The sequence below is a fragment of the Azospirillum terrae genome (assembly GCF_053470425.1).
This window is the reverse complement of record NZ_JBPXMR010000017.1, coordinates 28918-48064: the sequence shown is the minus strand read 5'-3', so window position 1 is coordinate 48064 and position 19147 is coordinate 28918. Positions and strand designations below refer to the sequence as shown.

The following is a 19147-nucleotide window of genomic DNA, read 5'->3' as shown; positions in this document are numbered from 1 at the left end:
GCCATGCCGACCCTGCCCGATGGTATGGTATGGCTCGCCTCCTATCCGAAATCCGGCAACACCTGGATGCGCGCCTTGCTGTCGAACCTGATCGGTGGGGCTGATCAGCCGGAAGACATCAACGATCTGGCCCTGCGTGACGGCATCGCCAGTGGCCGCGGGATCTTCGAAGAGCAGACCCTGGTCGATTCGCACCTGCTGACCGAGGGCGAGGCGGAGGCGTTGCGGCCGTCCGTGCTCGACGCCTATGCGGTGTCGCGGAGTGGAGGCGCCCTCGTCAAGGTGCACGACGCCTACACCCATCTGCTGGACGGCACGCCGCTGCTGGGCCGGGCGGGGCGGGCGGCTCTGTATCTGGTGCGCGATCCGCGTGACGTCGCCGTCTCCTTCGCCTTCCATCTGTCCGTCAGTTTGGACGAGGCGATCGACCTGATGAACAACCCGACAGGGTCTTTGTGGGCCACCAATGTGCAATTCCGGCAGTTGCTCACCGACTGGAGCGGGCACGTCTGCGGCTGGCTGGACCAGACCGACCTGCCCGTGCACCTGATCCGTTATGAAGATCTGTGGGCCGACACGCCGGGGGAGTTCTGTCGTGCCCTGGACTTCCTGGGTATTCGCTATGAAGAGGAGGCGGCGGTCCGGGCGGTGCGCCATGCCGATTTCGCAGAGTTGCAGCGCCAGGAACGCAGGGCCGGCTTCCGCGAACGGGCGAAGGGGCAGACGATCTTCTTTCGTCAGGGTCAGGTAGGGGATTGGCGCCGGCATCTGAGCGCGGCGCAGGTCCGAACGATCGAAACCGCCCATGCCGCCGTCATGGCGCGGCTGGGCTATGAACGGATGACGGAGGATACGGCGGTATGAGCGCAAGCATCCAGCGGGCGGGCGATGTCTTCGCCGCTCCTCTCGACGACACGCTGCTGATGATGAGCGTGGAGAACGGGCAATATTACGGCCTGAACGGCGTGGGTACCCGCATCTGGGAACTGCTGGAGCAGCCCACCACCGAGGTGGCCGTGGTCGAGCGGCTGCTGGCCGAGTACGAGGTGACGCCGGACGTCTGCGCCGAGCAGGTGGCGGGTTTCCTGGCCGGGCTGCGCGAACGCGGTCTGCTGCTCGACGTGGCCTGAGCGGACGCCGTCCATGCGCCTGATCTGCGGTCTGGTGTGTTTGGACGGCGCCCCGGCCGATGCCGCGACGCTGGACGCCATGGTGGCCGCGCTGACCGCGCCGGGGCTGGCTCCGCGGGTGACGCGGCGGGTGGACGGGCCGGCGGCGCTGGCCGTGCTGGACTTCCCTGGTGTTTCGGCGGACGGGCCGGCGGCGCTGCCGCAGGGGGCGGACGGCACTTGGCTGGCCGCCGACGTGCGGCTGGACCGGCCCGGCGCGCTGGCCGCAGCCCTCGGCCTTCAGACGGATATGGGGCCGGCGGATGAAGGGGCGGAGGCTCTCACCCTGGCCGCCCTGGCCCGCTGGGGCGAGGATCTGCCCGACCGGCTGGACGGCGATTTCGCCGTGGCCGCCTGGGATCCGCGGCAACGCCGGCTGCTCTGCGCCCGCGACATCATGGGAACGCGGCCGCTCTGCTACACCCACCGGCCGGGCCGGCTGTTCGCCTTCGCCTCGCTGCCGCGCGGGCTGCACGCGTCGGGCGTGGTTCCGCCGCGGCCGGACCGGGTGGCGCTCGGCCGGCTGCTGATCGAGGTGACGGCGCGGGGCGCGGCGACCGGCTTTCAGGACATTGCGTGGCTGCGCGCCGGCCACAGCCTGACGGTGACGCCGGACGGCGTGCGCCTGCACCGCGCGTGGCGACCGGACGCGGCCCAGGTTGGCCGCTGGCGCGGATCGGCGGCCGAGGCGGCGGCGACGCTGCGCACCCTGATCGAGGAGGCGGTGACCGGACGCCTGCCGCCATCGGGGCCGGTGGCCGTCCACCTCAGCGGCGGGCTGGATTCCTCCACCATCACCGTCATCGCCGCCCGCCGGCTGCGCGCCGAGGGCCGCCGGCTGCACGCCTTCTCGCAACTTGCCGATCCTTCCCACGGTCTAACCCTGCGGGACGAGCGGGAATTCGTCGAGGCGGTGCTGGCGCAGGAGCCGGACATCGCTTGGTCGCCCGCCTATCTCTCGCCCCTTGATGGGGACGGCGCGAACGATCGCGATCTGCCTCTGTCCGGCCCGCTGGTGGCGTCGGACGAACGGATCTGTGCCGCCGCCGCCGCCGCAGGGGCCGGGTTGCTGCTGTCGGGGGCCGGCGGGGACGAGGGCGCCACCTACAACGGCGCCAACCTCTACGCCGCACTGCTGCGCCAGGGCCGCTGGCGTGGCTTGGCGGTGGAGTTGCCGGCGCGCGCCCGGCGCGATGGGCAACCGCTGCGGCGCGTGGTCACCCATCGCCTGATCCTCCCCTTCGTGCCCGACTGGCTGGTGGCCCTGCGCCGGCGTCTGCTCGGGCGGCCGGCGCGCCATGAGCGCAGGGACGCGCTGGCGTTCCTTGTCCCGTCGTTTGCGGCCGAGGTCGCGGCGGCGCTGCCGCCGGCCGCCGACTGGCGCAACCGGCCGCAGGACCGGGTGGAGATGCTGACCGAGGGCTATTTGGTCGGCCGGGGCGACCGCTGGTCGATCCTCGGCGCCCGCCACGGCGTGGCCTTCAGCTCCCCCTTGCTCGACCGGCGGATCATCGACTTCATTCTGTCGCTGCCGCTGGAGCGGTTCCTGGACGGCGGCTTTTCCCGCCAGCCTTTCCGCAACGCCATGGCCGGCATCCTGCCCGAGGCCATCCGCTGGCGCGACAGCAAGTTCGTTCCCTTTCCCGACCTGCCGCTGAATCTGGCCGCCTCCAAGGCAGGCCTGCTGGCCCGGCTCGACCGGCTGCGGGGCTGTCCGGCGGTGACCGCCCTGTTCGACCTGGACGCCATCGCCGCCGTCCTTGGCGCCATGGCCGAAGGGGCGGAGGCCGAGGGCTTGGTCACCGTGGCGCAAGGGCACGGCGCCGTGCCCCCGGCCCTTCCGCGCGCCATGTCCGCCCTGCGCGCCCTGACCCTGGCCGGCCACGTCGCGCGGCTGGGTTGAGAGCCCTCAGCCGAAACGGGCCAGTTCGGCGTAGCCGGGCCGCGTCGCGCCGCCGGTGACGGTCAGCGGCCCCAGCATCAGCCACGCGTGGGCGCTGAGCCCGCCTTTTTCCTGGTCCGGCATGGCGCCCAGGTGCAGCGTGGTGCGCAGGCCGCGGCGGGCGAGCATGGCCTTGGCCGCCATCGCCTGCGGCAGGCACAGGGCCTCCCAGGGCAGGAACCGGGTCGCCCGCGCGACCGCCGCCCCGACGCGACGCGCCTGCCGTTCCTGTGCTTCGTCCGGGTCGGGACCATCATCGGCGGGAGAGGACGGGCGGACCGGCCCCAACAGGGGCGCCAGCCGGCGGAACGGCACCAGCCGCAGCGCCAGCGAGGCCGCGGCCAGCCAGACCACCGCCTCCAGGACCAGGAAGCGCCATGGCCAGCGCCGCAGCTCCAGCAAGCCGGTCAGCGTCATGCGAACCCCTCGGCGATACGTTGTGCGACTGGATAGCGCGAATCGGCCGGGAGATAAACAGACGGCCGCATTCGGCTCCCTCGGGTTGATCGCGCATCGGGATTCACCGTCAAATCGGCCTTGTGTGCGGTCGATTTCCGCACGAAGGTGGTGCGACGCCCACCCTCCAGGACGATAAGCATGCGGTCCCTGCTCTCCGGCATCACCCCGGCCGACATCCGGCTCGATCCCTATCCCCATGTCTTCGTGCGCGACGTGCTGGACGAGGACACCCACCGCGCCCTGAACGACAGCTTCCCGCCCTTCTCCATGATGGGCTGGGCGAACCCGAAGCGTCTGCCGCGCAGCAACCACCGATTTCAGTTCTCGGCCTGGCCGATCCTCAACAGCCCCGACATGCCGGACGTGTGGAAGGAATTCGTCACGCTGCACTCCTCGCCCGCCTTCTTCGCCGAGGTGGTGGCGCTGTTCCACGCCCATTGGCCCGCGGCGCTCAAGCAGGCGCTGGGCGGCGACCTGCTCGACCACCCCATGGGGCTGCTGCTGCGCGACGATTTCAACCGGGCGCGCATCCTCCAGGACGCCCGCGCCGAGATCAACACGCCGGTCACCGCCGGTCCCTCGTCGTCGCGCGGCGCGCACCTCGACACGCCGAACCGGATGTTCACCTGCCTGTACTACCTGCGCCATCCCGACGACGACGCGGAGGGCGGCGACCTGGAGCTGTTCCGCTGGAAAAACGGCCCGGTCGCCGACATCGACACGTACGAGCTGCCCCAGGACGCGGTGGAGGTGGTGGAGACCATTCCCTACCGCGCCAACCAGCTGGTGATTTTCCCGCAGGGGATCGACGCCATCCACGGCGTCGGCATTCGCCACCCGACGCCGCACACCCGCCGTTACGTCTTCATCAGCGCCGAGATCGCCGAGAACTGGCTGGTTTCGCCCGCTGCCGTTCCGGCGCTGGCCTGAGCGGCGGAGAACGGCCATGCGGCTTCTGGTCCACGGCATGCAGTCGAGCGGTGCCACCGCCTTCACCCTGTTCCTGGCGCAGCGGCCGGACTGTCTGGCGCTGGTCGACGTGCTGAACAACTATGCGGCGCCACGGGTGGACACCCCGCTGGACATGGTGGTGAAGGTGGCGGTGACCACCGCCTACCCGATCGCCGTCCACATGGAGCGCTTCCGGCCCGACAAGGTGCTGCTGCTGCTGCGCGACCCGCGCGACAATTACCAGAGCCTGCGCACAAAGAACTACTGCAACCATTCCGGTCTGATCGACGAAAAGTTCCTGATCATCGACCAGCTGTTCGCCGAGCGTCATCGTTTCGATGCCGTCATAGAATACGAGGACTTCGTCGCCCGCGCCCCGTCGGTGATGCAGACTCTGGCGGACCTCGGCTGGCCGGTGGACGACAGCTTCCACGACTACCGCCGCCGCCATGAAGAACTGCTCAGCGCGCTGTGGGAGCACGTGCCGGATCTGATGCCGCGCATGGAGTTCGCCTTTGGTAACGTCCAGGGCCGCGCCGTGTCGGAACGCTTCCGCGACAAGCCGCGCGACCCGGAACTGGACGCCCGCCTTGAGCTGCTGTGCCCGCGCCTGCTCGGCCACTACCGGGCGCGCCGGGGCTGAGCCGGTATTAATACCCAGGTCCAAAGGTCCAGAGACAAACGGTCCCATCCCCCGCCCGCCGCCGAAGGCGTAGCGTCCCGGCCAGCAGAGTATATCGTTTTGCAGGCGTAACATGAGTGAAGTCGCGCGTGGCGTCGCCGGGGCGCTGGCCGTCTGGTTTCTGGCCGGGTGCACGCCACTGGTGTGGGGCGGCACCTATCACGCGGTCGAGACGTCGCCGACCGCCATCACGGTCGAGTACGAGCAGACCTTGACCGACCGCGACAGCATCCTTGTCTACGCCGCCGACCACTGCCGGCGCTACGCAAAGCACGCGTCCCTGGCGGACGTCGATCGGAGCCCGACCGCCGACCGCCTCCGCTTCGAGTGCCGCTGACCCGGCGCCCGGTATCGTCAGTGCCTCTGACTATCGCAATCAATTCAAGGGCATAGCCAGCAACCGCGCCCGTTTTTGGTCACCGCGCCGTTCATAGCCGCTTAACCCCCCGGGCCTAGGGTCCCCCGCTCTTGCTGCGGCGCAGCATTCCCGGAGCAACCAAGGGGGACCCGCCATGCTGTTCCTATCCCACATCCTCCCGGCACTCTCGCTGACCATACTGGCGGGGCTTGCCGGACTTGTCCTCGGAACGGCATCGACGCTGATCGGCGACCGGCGCGTGTGTTTGACGGTCCAGGCGGCGGCCTGCGCCCTGTTCGCCCTCCACTACGCCGGCCTTGGGGCCAGCACCGGCACGCTGATGTGCGCGCTGGGCCTGGTGCAGATGGCGACCGCCTTTCCCAGCGAGCGGCCGCGCTGGACCGGTGCGCTGTTCCTCGCCACGCTGCCGGCTGGGCTGTGCGTGGCGGCGGCGACGTGGCACGGCGCGATGACGGCGCTGTCGGCCATCGGTTTCGTCCTCGGAACGATTGGCCGCTGGCAAACCTCAATGCTGTCGATGCGCGCCTGCTCCGCCGCCGCGACGGTGTTCGGCGCCGGGCACAACGCGCTGGCCGGCTCGGGCTTCGGCCTGGGCTCCGACGCGCTGGCGCTGTCGGGCCATCTCTGGAGCCTGTGGCGCTTGCGCGGTCGCCGGCCGGCGCTTGTCGAAGCCTGAAAACGAACCGGCCGCCGGGCGGATGCCAGCGGCCGGGAGTGCGTCAGCGCTTGGCTTCCGCCGTGGCGCCCTGCTCCTTGCGTTGCAGGTAGGTCTTGGTGACCTGCGGCAGGCGCTGTTCGAGCCAGTTTGCCATTTCCATCTCTTCGTTCAGGCTCTCCTGGCACAGCCGGGCGATCTCGGTCTCGCCGCACTGTTCCGCGGCGGAGATCAGCGCGCGGTAGTTGGCGATCTCGAAATGCTCGAACGAGTAATTGAAGATACCGGCCTTGACGACCTCATCTTCGGCAAAGACACCGGAGATGGACTGGGCGTTGCCGATCAGCATGGCGATACCGGTCTTGATCGCCGACGTGTCGGAGCCCAGGCGTTGCAGGCACTGCTTCAGGCGGTCGGCCTGCCGCTTGGACACCTGGATGTGCTCCTTCACCTTGGCAAGCATCTCCGGATAGTTGGTGATGCGCCCTTCCTGACGCTCCAGCATCTCGATCGCCTGCGTTTCCATGCCGTAGGCATCGCGCAGCCAATCGGTCAGCTGATCCTTGGAATTAGCCAATCTTTCCTCCCTTGTTTCGAAAGCGGAACGCCCGAACGGGCTGTGCCTGCCTTCAACAGCGTCGGTGCGCTTCCGTTGCCGCCGATGGAACCTCTGGCTGGACCATGGGTTGAGTCGGCGTGCGCAACGGCGCGTTTCAGGCTCTGCGGGGAGAGGCTAAAAATGGGCAAGGACGAGATCGTCGACACGCTCAACGACCTCATTCGCATCGTCCAGGACAGCCACGAGGGCTACCAGCAGGCGGCCGACAGCGGCGGGGACGACGAGGAGGACCTCAAGGCGCTGTTCAGCGACCTTGCCGCCCAGCGTGGCGCCATCGTGCGCGAACTTCAGCGACTGGTCGCCGAGCAGGGCGGGGCGCCGGACATCGGCGGCACCATCGTCGGCGGCGCGCACCGCTTCTTCCTCGGCCTGCGCGCCGCCGTGCTCGGCCACGAGCGTGAGGCCATCCTGGCAGAGGTGGAACGCGGCGAGACGGAGTGCGTGCGCCGCTACGACGAGGCGTTGGGCAAGGAACTGCCGCCGGAGATCGCCGACGTGGTGAGCCAGCACCTCGGCCGCATCCGCGTCGACCGCGACCGCATGGCTGCCTTGCGCGACGCCGCGGCATGAATCCCAAGTGGTAGACGTTTATCGCAATGGTGCACCGCAGTATGACACTTGCTGTTTCGCTGTGGAGCGGTTATTGAGTCTTCAAACGGTCGCTTATTGCGAGGACAGGAACAATGACCAACGACGAACTGTTGAATGCTGGTGCTTTTGCCCTGTACCGGGCGGAAAACCCGCACCGGGTGGACGAATATTCCAAGCGCGATGACGCCGCCCAGGCGATCGCCGCGGACTTTGAGACCTACAAGAGCCGGTATGTGCGCAAGTTCCAGGACATCCGCGAGAGCCTCGCGGCCGAAGGCCTGACCGTCACGCGCGCTGCGTGATTTGAAAGTCCCTCCCCCGGCTCCGCCGGGTGAGGGGCTACTATTTTCGTGCTTCAATCTCTCTCAGCAACGCTCGTTTCGCATCCGGGCTCATTCCGCGCCACGCCTTGATCTCGGCGACGGTGCGCTTGCAGCCGATGCAGACGTCGTTGTCGTCCAGCGTGCAGACGCGTGTGCAGGGGGAAGGCACGGGGTTCTCGTCCAACGGCATCGCGTGAGCCCATAAACGACAAGGGAGCCCTGAGGCTCCCTTGCGTTTACCATTGCGCCTCGGCGCCCGTCACTCCGAATAGTTCGGCGGATCGGGGTCCTCGTCCCAGCCTTCCGGCGGGGTGGGGTAGCGCTCCAGCCATTGGCGCACCAGCACCACGTGACCGCCTTCCTCCTCGGCGAACTCGCCGGCGAGCTTGGCGACGGTCGGGTCCTTGGTCTCCGCCGCCACGGCCGCATAGTACTTCTGGCCCTGGATCTCGCAGATCAGCGCCATTTTCAGCGCGTGGTGCGCCGTCATCAGGTAGTGCGCGTTCTCGAACGCCGCGGCTTCCGGCGATTCGGCCGTGTTGTCCCACTGGAACTCCCACGGAGCCACCTTGGGCAGCGCGCCGTACTCCGAGGCGATGCCCTTCACCTCGTCGCGGTGCTGGCGCGAATAGCCGGCGAGGTCGCGGAACAGCTTGGCGACTTCAAGGTTGTTGTGGGCTTCCATGCTGTCGGCCAGTTCGTCGTACCGCTCCGCGGCCTCCGACTCCAGCTCGACCGCATGGGCCAGGAACAGGCCGACGCTGGAGGCGCCGTTCTGGATCTTCGCGATCGTCATACGGCGAACTCCTTCTCGAGCTGTTCGAGGGTCGCCACCGCCTTGCCGGCGGGGGCGAACGGGCGACGGTTGCCGGCCAGGAAAATTCCGAGACCGAAACCATCGTCCTCCAGAACGGCGCGCATCGCCGTTGCCGGATCCTCGGTCGGCTCGCGACCGTAGGGGTGCACCGTGCTCTTCCAGTTCTTCTGCTCGGGGCGGAAGGTGACGCACGGGCTCATGACCTGCACCACCGAGAAGCCGGGGTGCTTGATCGCGTCGACGATCAGCTTGGCCACGCCGTTCGGATCGCCTGAGAAGCCGCGCGCCACGAAGTTCGCCCCGCAGGTGATGGCCAGCTGCAACGGCTGGATCGGGTTCACGCCCGTTCCTTCCGGCGTCAGCTTGCTCTCGCACCAATCCGACTCCGTGGTGGGCGAGGCCTGGCCCTTGGTCATGCCGTAGACCTGGTTGTCCATGACCACGTAGGTCATGTCGACGTTGCGGCGGCAGGCGTGCAGGAAGTGGTTGCCGCCGATGGAGAAGCCGTCGCCGTCGCCGCCGAATGCCACGACGGTGAGTTCCGGCCGGGCCAGCTTGAGGCCGCCGGCGACCGGCAGCACGCGGCCGTGCACGCCGTGGAAGCCGTAGACCGAGGTGTAGGCGGGGATGCGCGACGAGCAGCCGATGCCCGAAATCACCGCGGTGTTGTGCTTTTCCAGGCCCATGGTGGCGAAGGCGCGCGTCACCGCCGCCAACACCGAGTAATCACCGCAGCCCGGGCACCAGATCGGCTTGACCTCGGACTTGTAGTCGGCCGGAGTCGGACCCGCGGGCGCTTCTGTCAGATGGGTATCCATGTCGTAAAGCTCCTGTCCGGGTCAGACCAGAGAAACCAGTTTCTCACGCACCTCGCGGGCGCGGATCGGCAGCGGGCCGGGACGGCTAAACACCGTCACCTCACCCGGCAGATCCACGTGCGCGCGCAGGTACTTGTGGAACTGGGCGCCATGCGTCTGTTCCAGGACCAGCAGCTTCTTCACGCCCTTCAGCGCCTCGGCCAGCTTTTCGGGCTGGATCGGCGAGATGAGGCGCATGGAAACCAGCCGCACCTTCTTCCCCTCGGCGTTCAGCTTGGCGACGGCCTCGCGGGCCGGGCCGGTGACCGAACCCCAGGTCAGCACCGCGACCTCGGCCTCGCCGTCACCCTCAATGTCGGCCCATTCGGCGCCGAAGTCGAACTGGGTGAGCTTGCGCAGGCGCTTGTCGAGCTGCTTCTGGTGGTCGGAGGACTGCGAGGACGGCAGGGCGTTCTCGGCGTGCTCCAGACCATCGGCGGTGTGCTCGCCGCCGGGCATGCCCGGCACCGCGGCGGGGGAAATGCCGCTGGGGGTGTTGGCGTAGCGCTTGTAGGTCTCCCCCTCGGCGATCTCGGCCAGCAGGCGCTTGGCCTTGAACGGCGCATCGACCGGGCGGTCGGTGACCGTGCGGGACTGGCCCATCGCCTGATCGGACAGGACGATGCAGGGCGTCTGGATGGCTTCCGCCAGATGCACGCCCCATTGGGTGGTGAACAGGCAGTCGGCGATGGAGGTCGGCGCCACGACGAGGTGCGGGGCGTCGCCGTGCATGCCGTAGACGGCGATGTTCAGGTCGGACTGCTCGGACTTGGTGGGAATGCCGGTGGACGGGCCGCCGCGCATGACGTCCACCACGACGACCGGGGTCTCCGAGGCGAGCGACAGGCCGAGCGCCTCGATCATCAGCGACAGGCCGGGGCCGGACGTCGAGGTGATCGACGGTACGCCGCCGTAAGACGCGCCGATGCACATGGTGATGGAGGCGATCTCATCCTCGGCCTGGACCAGGATGCCACCGGTCTTGGCGAGGTTGGGGGCCAGCCATTCCAGCACTTCGGTCGCCGGGGTGATCGGGTAGGCGGCGCAGAACTTCACACCGCCACGCAGCGCGCCGAAGCCGGCCGCCTCGTTGCCGGAGATGTTCCAGCGCGGGGCGTCCTTCTTGGCCGGCGCCGACAGCGTGAGGCCGAGGTTCCAGTCCGCCGCGGCCTTGGCGCCGGCTTGCGAGCCGGCCAGCGACGCCTGGACGGCGGCCTCGCCCTTCTTGCCGAGCGCGTCCTGGACGACCGCCTCGATGCCCTTGTGCGGCAGGCCGACGACGGCCGCCACGGCGCCCAGGCCGACCATGTTGACGCGACCGCCGGTGATGGAGGCGGCGATCTCCTTGATCGGCATGGCGATGGTCTTGGCGCCGCTGGCCGCCAGCACCGGCGGCACCTCACCCTGCGCGGGGTCGGTGACGATGACGCTTTCCGGCGACATCGGGAGTTCGGCGGCGAAGCGCTCGACGTTCTGCCAGTCGAAGGCGACGATCATGTCGAAGCGGTCGCCGGGGGCGTGCACCGGCCGGGGTGAGAGACGCACGAACGCGGCGGCTTCGCCACCGCGGATCTGCGGGCCTGAAGAGCGCGACATAAGGCCGTACCAACCGACGTTCGCGGCGGCGTCGAGCAGCATCTGGCCGGCCGTCATGACGCCGGCACCGCCACTGCCCACAAAGGCTATCGTGACCGAGTCCACTGTCATTGTTCTTTCCTTCTCCACCCCAGTCCGTGGGTTTTGGCCGAAACCCCGCTCCGTCATACAGACGTTGTAGGCCACACGGAATGATCTAGAGCAATTGCGCATTCCGGTACCGAAATACTACAACGATTAGGATGGTTCGTCCAGCCAGCAATGAACCAGAACTGTCCCACACACCGGCGTCGCGTGCGTGGCGCGTTTCGACGCACCTCGCCGGCGGGGTTCCGATGAGGGGGAGCGTTGCGGGGCTATTCCGTGTAGCGCTGTTCCTTCCAGGGATCGGCGTCGTTGTGGTAGCCGCGCACCTCCCAATAGCCGCGCTTGTCCTCGGCCAGGAACTCGATGCGCTTGACCCACTTGGCGCTTTTCCAGAAATACAGCTTCGGCACGACGACCCGCACCGGCCCGCCATGGTCGCGGTCGATGGGCTCGCCCTGCCACGTGGTGGCGAGCAGCACGTCGTCGTCATCGAAGGCCGCCAGCGGCAGATTGGTGGTGTAGTTGTCCGAGGAGTGGAACAGCACGAAGCGCGCCTCCGGCGTCGGCCGGACGACGGACAGCAGGTGCCTGGCGCTCACCCCTTCCCAGTGGTTGTCGTAGCGCGACCACGTGGTGACGCAGTGGATGTCCGACACGTGGCGGAACACCGGCTGCGCTTGAAGGTCGTCCCAGCGCCATGTGATGGGGTTTTCCACCAGCCCGTCCACGCCGAGCTGCCAGTTGGTCCGGTCCACCCGCGGCAGGATGCCGAGGTCGAGCACCGGCCAGCCCTCGGTCAGGTGCTGGCCCGGCGGCAGGCGCTCGCCGCCACTGATCTCCCCGGACAGGCCGCGGCCTTCGCGCGCCCATTTTTCCTTGGTTGCGACGAGCTTGGCGTTGATCGCGCCGTCGCGCTCCACCTCATCGGCCATGGCAGGTTCCTCCGTCCGGTTCCGGGGAAAGATCTACACCGCCATCACCGGCCGACCAAGGACGCGTTGAACGTAAAAAGCCGCTGAAATGCCACACTCTTACGGTCCTGTGCGGGTTGGCAAGCCGGCAGGGGCAGGGTAGTCTCGCGGCTCTCCACACTTTCGAATATGTCCACGGATCTGCGATGCCCCGCACGCACGCCCGGTGGTTGGGCGCCCTGGTTGCCCTGCTGCTGCTCCTGACCGGCCCGACCGCCACCCTCGCGCAGCCTCCGGCCGCCGCGCCCGCCCCGACTCCGGCGCCAACAACACCTGCGCCCGCGCCCGCGCCAACGGCTCCGGCTGCCCCGCAGGCCGCGGCGGTCGAACAGCTCGAAGGGCTGGTCTCGACGCTGGAGGACCCGCAGGCGCGCGCCAAGCTGGTGGAGCAGCTGAAGACGCTGGTCGCCGCGCAGAAGGGCACCGCCGCGCAACCCGAGTCGGAGGCGCCCAGCGACCTGCTGCCGGACGCGCTGGGCTCGCGCTCGCTGGCCTATATGGCGCACCGCCTGGAGGACGCGAGCAAGCAGTTCCTGCGGATCGTCAACGCCTTCTCCGACCTGCCGGCGGTCGCCGACTGGGTGCGGCGGCAGATCGACGATCCCTCGGCGCGCGAGCGCTGGACGCAGCTGTCGCTCGATCTGGTGATGATCGTCATCGCCGGTGCCGTGGTCAGCCGCTTCACCAGCTGGCTGCTGCGCCGCCCGCGCCGCGCCATCGAGGCACGCCATTGCGAGCGCATGTCGGGGAAGCTGAGCTTCCTGGTCATGCGCGCGCTGCTGGAGCTGGTGCCGGTCATCGCCTTCGCGCTGGTCGCCTACGGCATCCTGATGGCGGGCGAGGCGGTGATGCTCAGCGCCGGGTCGCGGGTGCGCCACGTCGTCATCGACATCATCACCGCCACGGTGGTGGTGCAGGCGGTGCTGGTCGCCGCCAGCTTCCTGTTCGCCCCGCCGGCTCCGGGCCTGCGCCTGACGCACATGCGCGACGAGACCGCGGCCTACTCCTATGTGTGGACGCGCCGCCTCGCCATCGTCGGGGTGTACGGGTATTTCCTCGCCGATGGGGCATTCGTCTTCGGGTTGGCGCTGGGGGCGTACGGTGCGCTGCTCAAGCTGCTCGGCGTGGTGATGGCCGCCATGCTGGTCATCCTGATCCTGCAGAACCGCGCCTCGGTGGCTGAGTGGATGCGCGGCAACCCGCTGACCGGCGACGGCGACCCGGCCGACACCGCGGCGCGCGAGGCGGAGGGGCAGGGGGCGGTCATGCGCTCGGCCCGGCGGCGGCTGGCCGACATCTGGCACGTCCTGGCGATCGCCTATGTGGCGGTGGCCTTCGGCGCCTGGGTGCTGAACGTCTATGACGGGTTCGAGTATCTGGCGCGGGCGACCATCACCAGCCTGAGCATCTTCATCGTCGCCCGCTTGGCTGTGAGCGGCATCAACCGCGCGCTGCGCCGCGGCTTCCGCATCTCGCGGGAAATGAGCCTCCAGTTCCCGACGCTGGAGGCGCGCGCCAACCTCTACATCCCCGTCCTGCACCGGGTCATCAAGACGCTGATCTGGACGGTGGCGGTGCTGATGATCCTCAACGCCTGGGGCATCGACACCCTGGCCTGGATCGAGACGCCCGTCGGTCGCCGCGTGGTGCGCAGCATTGCCACCATCAGCGTCATGCTGGCCGTCGCCGTCGTCGCCTGGGAGGTGGTGAGCGCGCTCATCGAGCGTTTCCTGCGCGGCACCGAGGTCCAGGGCACGCGGATCGAGCGCTCGGCCCGCATGCGCACGCTGCTGCCGCTGCTGCGCAACGCCTTCCTGGTGGTGCTGGTGACCATGGTGTCGCTGATCACGCTGGCCGAGCTGGGGGTGAACATCGCGCCGCTGCTGGCCGGTGCCGGTGTGGTCGGCCTAGCGGTCGGTTTCGGGTCGCAGACGCTGGTCAAGGACGTCATCACCGGCCTGTTCATCCTGTTCGAGGACACCATCTCGGTCGGCGACGTGGTGGAGGTGGGCGGCGGCCATTCGGGCGTGGTCGAGGCCATCTCGATCCGCACCATCCGCCTGCGCGACGGGGCTGGGGCGGTGCACTCCGTGCCGTTCAGCGCGGTGACCACGGTCAAGAACATGACGAAGGACTATTCCTTCTCGGTCTTCGACGTCAGCGTCAGCTACGACGAGGACCCCGACACCGTCTGCGCGGTGCTGAAGGAGGTCGGCGAGGGGGTGCAGGCCGACCCGCTGTTCGCCCCCGACATCCTGGCACCGTTGGAGGTGATGGGCATCGAGCGCTTCGGCGACTCGGCGGTGGTGATCCGCGCCCGCTTCAAGACCCGCCCGCTCAAGCAGTGGGGCGTGGGCCGCGAGTTCAACAAGCGGATGAAGAAAATCTTCGACGAGCGGGGCATCTCCATGCCTTATCCGCACATGCGCCTGATCGTCGACCAGCAGGGTCGCCCGACCGCGGTGGAGGGCACCTGAGGCTCACCCCGGAACGCCCTGCTCCTCCAGCACCTTGAGGAAGGCCGCGACCACGCGCGGGTCGAAGTGGGTGCCGGCTTCGCGTTCGATCAATCCGATCACGTCGCGGTGGTCCCACGCCTCCTTGTAGGGGCGGCGGTGCAGCAGCGCGTCGTACACGTCGGCCACCGCGACGATGCGCCCGGATAAGGGGATCGCGTCGCCCTTCAGGCCGTGCGGATAGCCGGTGCCGTCCCACTTCTCGTGGTGGCTTTCGGCGATCTCGGCGCCCAGCGACAGGGGGGTCCGGCCGTCCACATGGCCCGACGCCTCGCGCAGGATCTGGCCGCCGATGCTGGCGTGCTCGCGCATGACCGTCATTTCCTGCGTGTCGAGCTTGCCGGGCTTGCCCAGGATGTGGTCGGGGATGCCCACCTTGCCGACATCGTGCAGCATGCTGGCCAGCCCGATCTGCTTGCAGAAGCCCTCGTCGACGATGGCCGGGAAAATCCCGTCGGCTCCCAGGCGCCGGGCGATGGCCGTAGCCCACTGGCCGATGCGCCTGACGTGGTCGCCGGTCACCTCGTCCTTGAACTCGGCCAGCTTGCCCAGCGCGTGCACGGTGGCGCGCTGGGCGTTCTCCAGCCCGCGGCGGCCCTGCTCGATGGCCGAGATGTGCTGGTACGAGCGCAGCGCCGCCACCGTGCTGGTGAACAGCTTCTGCGCGGTCAGCTCGCTCTTCGCCTTGTAGTCGTTGATGTCGTAGCTGACGATCACCTGCCGCTCGGGTGCCTGGCCCGGCTGGCCGGTGCGCAGGATGATGCGGATGCGGTGGTTGCCCAGCTCGTTGCGGATGAAGTGCACCAGCTTGAGGCCGGCGTCGTCGGTCTCCATCACCACGTCCAGCAGCACGGCGGCGACGTCTTCGGTGGTGCGCAGCAGGGTGCGGGCCTCGGCCGCGCTGTGAGCGCCGAGAAAGGCGATGCCGCGCCCTTCGAACACCACGTCGCCCAGCACCACGCGGGTGATCGCGTGCACCTCCGGGTCGTCGTCGACGATCATCACGATCCAGGGGGCGGGTGGCGGGCCGGCGTCGGAATCCTCCGCCTCTTCGTCGGCGAACAGCACGTCTTCGTCGTCCGCGGTGTCCGCCATGACCGTCGCCCCTCTTCCAGCCCCTTTGGTTTTCGGCGGGCACGCGAGGATTGTCAACCATCGCCGGGCAGAACACGCGGGAGATGAGTTCCCCATCCGGAGTACCTCCGATGTGTGTCCGTTACGGCACGATGGCGGGTTGCGATGGCGGGCCGGTGGAGCATCAATGGGGAACGCCGATCGATAGGAATTTCCAACGACGATCCTGGGGCGGCTGCGGTTGTTGTCGCTGCAACGCCGCCTAAGACCGCCCAAGACCCATACACGACCCGTCCAACACGCGGCGCCATCACCGATCACACCGACACGGCAAAAAAGGGGGAGGCCATGATACCGGATGCCTGGGACATCGAGAGTCGCGAGGGCGCGCAACGCCTGGCCCGCCACTTGCTGGAAACCGGCGCGGTCCACTTCGATCCGAAGCACCCGTTCCGCTACACCGATGATCTGGTCAGCCCGGTGCGCCTCGACGCGCGGCACCTGCTGTCCTATCCGAAGATCCGCAAGGAGGTGATCTGTTTCGCTTGCGAAATGATCAACCGCGAGATCGGCGAGAACGAGCGCACTGGTTGTCAGGAACTGGACGCCATCGCCGCCGGCGAGGGGGCCGGCGTTCCCTTCGCCACGCTGATCGCCGAGAAGCTGAACCTGCCGCTGATCATTGTCCGCAAGGAGACGACCGAAGGCGCCGCGCACAAGGACCGCATCATCGGCAACGTCGAGGCCGGCTGGCGCGTCCTGCTGGTCGAGCAACTGGCGACCGACGGGCACCGCAAGGTCCGCTTCATCGAGCCGCTGCGCAAGGCCGGCTGCGACGTGCGGGACGTGTTCGTGCTGTTCCAATACGGGATCTTCGACTCGATCCACGAGCACCTGTCCGGGCTGGGCATCACCATGCACGCGGCCTGCACGTGGTGGGATCTGCTGGAGGTCGCCAACCGCGGCAACTTCCTGCCCGAGGAGGCATTGGGCGAGATTCATGCCTACCTGCACGACCCCCGCCGCTGGTGCGCCACGCACGGCAAGCAGGCACGGGTGGCCTAAGTTCTTCCCCTCTCCCCCCTGGGGAGAGGGACTTCCGCTACGCCCCCTCCACCTCGACCGCCGCATCGTCCGGGGCGTTTAGCGGGGCGACCAGAACCCGGCCGCCGCGCAAGACCGGGCGGTAGCCGGCGGCGTGCAGGCGTTGGGTGGCGCTCGCCACGTCGGCGTCGAACAGGCGTTCGGTGCCGCGGTGGCGCGCCACCATCACCAGCAGGGAGACCAGGAACGCGTCGCCGACCAGCAGAAAGCCCCAGTGCCACGCCCCGGCCTGGGTGCCGATGGCGATGCCGGTGTAGACGATCAGTATCGCCAGAAAGACCGACAGCAACACCATCATGCCGACCCGCACCGCCCGCCATAGGCGGCGGAAGCGTTCGGCATGCGCGATGCTGTGCTGGGCGTCGGTGACCGCAGGGGACATGGTGCTCATGGCCTTACTCCCCCACGGCCCGCACGGCGCGCGCCGCCGCGTCCGGCTGCGAGGCGCGGGCCAACCGCGCGCTCGCCAGGAAGGGCAGGGCGAACAACGCCTGCAAGCCGGCCCAGACCAGCGCCTCGACGTTGGGGTGCGCCCAGTCGATGGCGCTCAGCGGCATGGCGCTGGTGCCGGCGAGCCAGCCGCGCAGCGGCGCGTCGATGGGCAGCACGCCCTCGGCGACCAGAGTCAGCGTCGCCCCGGCCAGCAGCGCGCGGCCCAGCCACAGCTCCAGCCGCGGGGCGCGCACCGGGGTGCGCACCATCGCCACCGCCGGGCGGAACAGCGACCCCGCGGCAAAGGCCGAGCGCCAGTTCGTCCCCACCGGCCGCCACACCGCGCGCAGCCAGCCGAGCACCGGCAGCCCCACCGCCGGGATCGCCGCGTACCATGTCGGGAAGTTGCGATACCGGCCGTCGAAGACGATGAGGAAGCTCCACACCGCCAGAACCGCCGCCAGCGCCAGCGTGGTTGTGGCGCCGACGCGGTGCAGCCGGCCATAGCCCACATCGGCCGCCAGCCCGCGCAGCGGCTCGGTCCCCAGCGGCCGGCCGGACAGCACGCGGTGCGCCGCCATCAGCACGCACAGCCCCAGGGCTCCGGTGAGCGCCAGCATGATCCCGGTCAGCGTCAGGTCCTGCCAGTAATAGCTGCGGTGCAGGCCGAGGTCGGCGGCGTGCAGGTACAGGCTGGCGAAGCCGTTGGTCAGCGCGGCGAGCACCGCGGCGCCCGCCAGCGGCAGCATCGGGCCGCTGGCCGCCAGCACGGCGAACAGCGCGGTGCCGGCCATGACCGCCAGCCCTGCGTGCTCGGCCCACTTGGGGTTCTCGACCACCGGGCCGGCCAGCGAGAACTTCGGCTTGCGGTCCACCGTGTAGAGGCCCCAATGGCCGCCCACGGTGCCCTCCAGCTTCTGCTTCCAGTTCTGGTCGAACGCCTCGATGATGTTGACGTCGAAGCCTTCCTTCTCGGCCAGCCGGACGATCTGGTTGATGAACTGCGCCTTGGCGACCAGTCCAGGGGCGGCTGCGCCGCGGGCGCGGCCGGAGGTCGGCCAGCCGGTCTCGCCGATCAGGATCGGCTTGCCGGGGAAGCGCGCGGCGATCTCGCGGTAGGACCACGCGATGTGCTCGGCCCCCTTCTCGACACTGGCCGGGATGTCCTCCCAATAGGGCAGCAGGTGGATGGTGATGTAGTCCACCTCCTTGGCCATCTGCGGGTACTTCAGCCACCATTCCCAGACGTCGGCGTAGGACACCGGCTGCTTGATGGCGGCCTTCACCCTGCGCAGATAGCCGGTGATCTGCTCGGGCGTCAGCTCGCCGCGCAGCAGCACCTCGTTGCCGACGATGACGCGGGTGATGGTCTCCGGGTAGCGGTTGGCGAGGCTGATGAGCGACGCCACCTCCGCCTCGTTCTTGTCGAGCTTGCTCGACAGCCACGCGCCCATGGTGACCTGAAGCCCGTGCTTCTTCGCCAGCTCCGGCACCACCTCCAGCCCTTCCAGCGAGGTGTAGGTGCGGATGCCCGCGACCTGCGCCGAGAGCGCCTGCATGTCCTCCTCGATCTGTTCCGTCGAGGGATAGACGCGCGTCAGCGGGCTCTGCCCGTCGCGGAACGGGGCGAAGGAGACGCTTTTCAGCTTGCCGCCGGGCGGTGCTTCGAGCGGGACCGGCCGGTTGGGGACATACCACAAGGCGGCGGTGGCGAGGCCGGCCACGAGGAGCACGGCGAGGATGTTCAGAATGCGCATGGATCCACTGTCTACACGAAAGGCGCATCACGCCGAAAGAGAAGGGTGGGCCGATGCCATGCTTGTCGCATCGCACCGGCCCACCCTGAGGTGACCCTGCGTGAGGGACGCGCCTTCACGACAGGGATGAACGCGGGGGTAACGCGGATTATTCCGCGGGCGGGTG

21 protein-coding genes are annotated in these 19147 nt (G+C 68.7%); 11 read left to right on the top strand and 10 right to left on the bottom strand.

Annotation, left to right across the window (positions count from 1 at the left end; genetic code table 11):
- Positions 1 to 3: 3 nt before the first annotated feature.
- The 3 genes from ACSVDD_RS26735 to ACSVDD_RS26725 are packed head-to-tail and all read left to right on the top strand — an operon-like array spanning position 4 to position 3072.
- Positions 4 to 864, top strand: coding sequence for a sulfotransferase domain-containing protein (locus ACSVDD_RS26735; protein ID WP_448192476.1), 861 nt, complete (start codon positions 4 to 6; stop codon positions 862 to 864).
- Entirely contained in the window at positions 861 to 1130 is a 270-nt protein-coding gene (locus tag ACSVDD_RS26730; RefSeq protein ID WP_448192475.1) for a PqqD family peptide modification chaperone, read from the top strand. The genes ACSVDD_RS26735 and ACSVDD_RS26730 overlap by 4 nt, the downstream gene beginning before the upstream one ends.
- Positions 1131 to 1143: 13 nt before the next feature.
- Entirely contained in the window at positions 1144 to 3072 is a 1929-nt protein-coding gene (locus ACSVDD_RS26725) for an asparagine synthase-related protein (protein WP_448192474.1), read from the top strand.
- A 6-nt stretch (positions 3073 to 3078) separates the two neighbouring features.
- Here ACSVDD_RS26725 and ACSVDD_RS26720 read toward each other — a convergent pair whose 3' ends face one another.
- A complete protein-coding gene (locus ACSVDD_RS26720; RefSeq protein ID WP_448192473.1) occupies positions 3079 to 3528 on the bottom strand; it encodes a lasso peptide biosynthesis B2 protein in 450 nt (149 codons plus the stop codon).
- Between the two features lie 180 nt (positions 3529 to 3708).
- Between ACSVDD_RS26720 and ACSVDD_RS26715 the strand changes: the two genes are divergently transcribed.
- The 4 genes from ACSVDD_RS26715 to ACSVDD_RS26700 all read left to right on the top strand — a co-directional run bounded on the left by ACSVDD_RS26715 (position 3709) and on the right by ACSVDD_RS26700 (position 6258).
- Positions 3709 to 4500, top strand: a complete 792-nt coding sequence (locus ACSVDD_RS26715) for a 2OG-Fe(II) oxygenase (protein ID WP_448192472.1) — start codon at positions 3709 to 3711, stop codon at positions 4498 to 4500.
- A gap of 16 nt (positions 4501 to 4516) precedes the next feature.
- On the top strand, positions 4517 to 5164 hold the full coding sequence (locus ACSVDD_RS26710; RefSeq protein ID WP_448192471.1) for a hypothetical protein: 648 nt from the start codon (positions 4517 to 4519) through the stop codon (positions 5162 to 5164).
- Between the two features lie 112 nt (positions 5165 to 5276).
- Positions 5277 to 5540 (top strand): hypothetical protein, encoded by a 264-nt coding sequence (locus ACSVDD_RS26705; RefSeq protein ID WP_448192470.1) that lies wholly within the window; start codon positions 5277 to 5279, stop codon positions 5538 to 5540.
- A 175-nt stretch (positions 5541 to 5715) separates the two neighbouring features.
- Complete coding sequence (locus ACSVDD_RS26700) at positions 5716 to 6258, top strand: YgjV family protein (RefSeq protein ID WP_448192469.1); 543 nt, start codon at positions 5716 to 5718, stop codon at positions 6256 to 6258.
- 43 nt (positions 6259 to 6301) lie between these two features.
- On the opposite strand, the gene ACSVDD_RS26695 is transcribed toward ACSVDD_RS26700, so the two are convergent.
- Positions 6302 to 6814 (bottom strand): YciE/YciF ferroxidase family protein, encoded by a 513-nt coding sequence (locus ACSVDD_RS26695; RefSeq protein WP_448192468.1) that lies wholly within the window; start codon positions 6812 to 6814, stop codon positions 6302 to 6304.
- Between the two features lie 162 nt (positions 6815 to 6976).
- Between ACSVDD_RS26695 and ACSVDD_RS26690 the strand changes: the two genes are divergently transcribed.
- Both ACSVDD_RS26690 and ACSVDD_RS26685 read left to right on the top strand, forming a co-directional pair.
- Positions 6977 to 7426, top strand: a complete 450-nt coding sequence (locus ACSVDD_RS26690; RefSeq protein ID WP_448192467.1) for a PA2169 family four-helix-bundle protein — start codon at positions 6977 to 6979, stop codon at positions 7424 to 7426.
- A 113-nt stretch (positions 7427 to 7539) separates the two neighbouring features.
- The gene (locus tag ACSVDD_RS26685) at positions 7540 to 7749 is read left to right on the top strand and encodes a hypothetical protein (RefSeq protein ID WP_448192466.1); all 210 of its coding nucleotides are present in this window, start codon (positions 7540 to 7542) and stop codon (positions 7747 to 7749) included.
- Positions 7750 to 7789: 40 nt separating this feature from the next.
- Here the strand turns inward: ACSVDD_RS26685 and ACSVDD_RS26680 are convergent, their stop codons facing one another.
- The 5 genes from ACSVDD_RS26680 to ACSVDD_RS26660 all read right to left on the bottom strand — a co-directional run bounded on the left by ACSVDD_RS26680 (position 7790) and on the right by ACSVDD_RS26660 (position 12059).
- Complete coding sequence (locus ACSVDD_RS26680; protein WP_448192465.1) at positions 7790 to 7960, bottom strand: DUF1289 domain-containing protein; 171 nt, start codon at positions 7958 to 7960, stop codon at positions 7790 to 7792.
- A gap of 69 nt (positions 7961 to 8029) precedes the next feature.
- Positions 8030 to 8566 carry a ferritin-like domain-containing protein gene (locus ACSVDD_RS26675; protein ID WP_448192464.1) on the bottom strand — a complete coding sequence of 179 codons (537 nt, stop codon included), beginning with the start codon at positions 8564 to 8566 and terminating at the stop codon, positions 8030 to 8032.
- On the bottom strand, positions 8563 to 9405 hold the full coding sequence (locus ACSVDD_RS26670) for a 2-oxoacid:ferredoxin oxidoreductase subunit beta (protein ID WP_448192463.1): 843 nt from the start codon (positions 9403 to 9405) through the stop codon (positions 8563 to 8565). Before ACSVDD_RS26670 ends, ACSVDD_RS26675 begins: the two co-directional genes overlap by 4 nt.
- 21 nt (positions 9406 to 9426) lie before the next feature.
- Positions 9427 to 11151, bottom strand: coding sequence for a 2-oxoacid:acceptor oxidoreductase subunit alpha (locus ACSVDD_RS26665; protein WP_448192462.1), 1725 nt, complete (start codon positions 11149 to 11151; stop codon positions 9427 to 9429).
- Between the two features lie 245 nt (positions 11152 to 11396).
- Positions 11397 to 12059: a sulfite oxidase-like oxidoreductase gene (locus ACSVDD_RS26660; RefSeq protein WP_448192461.1), complete on the bottom strand. Its 663-nt coding sequence runs from the start codon at positions 12057 to 12059 to the stop codon at positions 11397 to 11399.
- Between the two features lie 185 nt (positions 12060 to 12244).
- On the opposite strand from ACSVDD_RS26660, the gene ACSVDD_RS26655 reads away from it, so the two are divergent.
- Positions 12245 to 14575: a mechanosensitive ion channel domain-containing protein gene (locus tag ACSVDD_RS26655; protein WP_448192460.1), complete on the top strand. Its 2331-nt coding sequence runs from the start codon at positions 12245 to 12247 to the stop codon at positions 14573 to 14575.
- 3 nt (positions 14576 to 14578) lie between these two features.
- Here the strand turns inward: ACSVDD_RS26655 and ACSVDD_RS26650 are convergent, their stop codons facing one another.
- Positions 14579 to 15709: an HD-GYP domain-containing protein gene (locus ACSVDD_RS26650; RefSeq protein ID WP_448192459.1), complete on the bottom strand. Its 1131-nt coding sequence runs from the start codon at positions 15707 to 15709 to the stop codon at positions 14579 to 14581.
- 327 nt (positions 15710 to 16036) lie between these two features.
- Between ACSVDD_RS26650 and ACSVDD_RS26645 the strand changes: the two genes are divergently transcribed.
- Positions 16037 to 16753, top strand: a complete 717-nt coding sequence (locus ACSVDD_RS26645) for an orotate phosphoribosyltransferase (RefSeq protein WP_448192458.1) — start codon at positions 16037 to 16039, stop codon at positions 16751 to 16753.
- A 37-nt stretch (positions 16754 to 16790) separates the two neighbouring features.
- On the opposite strand, the gene ACSVDD_RS26640 is transcribed toward ACSVDD_RS26645, so the two are convergent.
- Both ACSVDD_RS26640 and ACSVDD_RS26635 read right to left on the bottom strand, forming a co-directional pair.
- Entirely contained in the window at positions 16791 to 17183 is a 393-nt protein-coding gene (locus ACSVDD_RS26640; RefSeq protein ID WP_448192457.1) for a hypothetical protein, read from the bottom strand.
- Between the two features lie 4 nt (positions 17184 to 17187).
- Positions 17188 to 18981 (bottom strand): glycoside hydrolase family 17 protein, encoded by a 1794-nt coding sequence (locus tag ACSVDD_RS26635; protein ID WP_448192456.1) that lies wholly within the window; start codon positions 18979 to 18981, stop codon positions 17188 to 17190.
- Positions 18982 to 19147 lie beyond the last annotated feature (166 nt).